This is a genomic window from Rhodococcus sp. R1101 (assembly GCF_000278445.1).
GTDB lineage: Bacteria > Actinomycetota > Actinomycetes > Mycobacteriales > Mycobacteriaceae > Rhodococcus > Rhodococcus gordoniae.
Genome location: NZ_AJVB01000601.1, coordinates 1 through 2012, shown reverse-complemented (window position 1 = coordinate 2012; position 2012 = coordinate 1). Strand labels below are relative to the sequence as shown.

At 66.4% G+C, this 2012-nt stretch carries 2 protein-coding genes; both read left to right on the top strand.

Going from position 1 to position 2012, the window contains the following annotated elements; translation table 11 throughout:
* On the top strand, positions 1–568 hold a 568-nt coding region (locus R1101_RS0122185), incomplete at its 5' end, for a 2OG-Fe(II) oxygenase family protein (RefSeq protein WP_016935421.1).
* Between the two features lie 21 nt (positions 569–589).
* Positions 590–2012 (top strand): sodium:solute symporter family protein (locus R1101_RS0122180; protein ID WP_016935420.1); only part of this gene is annotated, 1423 nt, incomplete at its 3' end.

The following is a 2012-nucleotide window of genomic DNA, read 5'->3' as shown; positions in this document are numbered from 1 at the left end:
CGCCGAGACGCTCGGTGAGCCGTCCGACCTGTTCGATCGGTATGTGACGACACCGCCGGCGCAGTTGCGGATGATCCATTATCCCTACGATCCCAGTGCATCCGACCGCCCCGGTATCGGCGCTCACACCGACTACGAAATGTTCACGCTGCTCCTGCCCACGGCGCCGGGGCTCGAAGTGGTCAACGCCGACGGAGACTGGATCGAGGTCCCCTACCGCGACGATGCTTTCGTCCTGAATATCGGTGACCTGCTGGAGATCTGGACGAACGGTGTGTTTACAGCGACGTCACATCGGGTGCGTAAGGTTGCTCAGGAGCGTTACTCGTTCCCCTTGTTCTTCAACGTCGACTACGACACCCGGGTCGAGCCGCTGGAGAGGTTCGTCGACGCGGACGGACCACGATACGACGGAGTGACGGCCGGCGAGCATCTGTTCGCGCAGACCGCTCAGAGCTTCACCTATCTCCGCAACCGGCTCGACTCCGGCGAGATCGTTCTTCCCGACAATGCCCGCCCCCTCTATTCGCTCGGACGCGAAGCCCAACGCAGCGCTCCTGCCGTCTGACCTTCTCTATACGGAGCTGCCATGATCATCACCGGTGTTGCCGTGTGCCTCGTCGTACTTCTCGGGGCCGGCTTCTACTCCACCCGCAAGGTCCGCGGACAGGCGGGCAACTTCCTGCTCGCCGGTCGCTCGCTGGGCGCACCCGTTCTCGCCGTCCTGCTCATGTCCCAGGTCATCGACTCCAACGCGACCCTCGGTTCGGCCGACCTCGCGGCCGGATTCGGATTCTGGGCCGGCGCGGCGATGCCCCTCGGCGTCGCGCTCAGTGTTCTGCTCGTCGGAATCTTCTTCGCGAAGCGCCTGCGGGCGACCGGCGTGGTGACTCTGCCGGAGTTCTTCGCCCGGCGCTTCGGGCGCGGCACCGAGATCACCGCCTCCGTCCTCACCGTGGGCAGCTTCGGCATCCTCCTCGCCGGCAACCTCGTCGCGCTGGCCTACCTCCTGCAGTACTTCCTCGGTCTGAACTACACCGCTGCGGTACTGGTGATCATCCCGTTCGTGCTCGCCTACACGATGGCCGGCGGCATGTTCGCGAGCGTCTACACCGGCATGGTCCAGTTCGCCGTGATGGCCGTCGGTATCGTCTCCCTCCTCGCATGGGTGGCCCTCGGTCCCGGCTTCACCCACGGTGACGGCCTCGGCATCGGCGATCTCGGGCAGCTCGCCGACCCGGCGCAGGGCGCCGCGATCAACTGGGCCACGATCGTCGCTCTCGGACTCGGCAACCTCGTCGCGATCGACCTGATGCAGCGTGTGTTCTCCGCCAAGTCGCCGCACGCGGCGCAGCGCGCCTGCTTCTCCGCGGCGACCGGCATCCTCGTGCTGTGCGTGCCGCTGTCCTTCGTCGCTCTCGCCGCGGTCTCGATCGTCGGTGACAGCGCCGCCGACGCGCCGATCCTCTACGTCCTGCTCGGGCAGTACACCCCTCAGTGGTTGTCGATCCTGGTCCTGTCCGGTCTGGTCACCGCGTCGCTGACCACCATCAGTGGGGTGCTGCTGTCCACCGCGACGGTCCTGGTGCGCAACGTCTTCCGAGTCGGTGGCGAGAACGCCGCGATGTCCTCGGACGTCATGAAGGCCACGCGCCTGCTCATGCTGCCCATGGCGGCCTTCGGCGCGCTCGTCGCCCTGCGCGTTCCGCAGACGGGCATCCTTCTCACCCTCACCTTCGATCTTCTGCTCGCCTCGCTCGTCGTTCCGTTCATCCTCGGGCTGTTCTGGTCGCGTGGGGACGGGCGTGCCGTGGCGGCCGCCGCGATCGCCGGCATCACGGTGCGCGCCGGCTTCTTCGTCCTCACCCCGACGATCTACGGCGTCGACAACACCCTGCTGTACATCCCGAACTCACTGGTCACCTCGTCCGTCGACGGTTGGACCACCTTCATCGGATTCCTGGTGTCGCTGGTCGCCTACGTGACGGTCGCGCTGGTGCGACGCCCCGTCT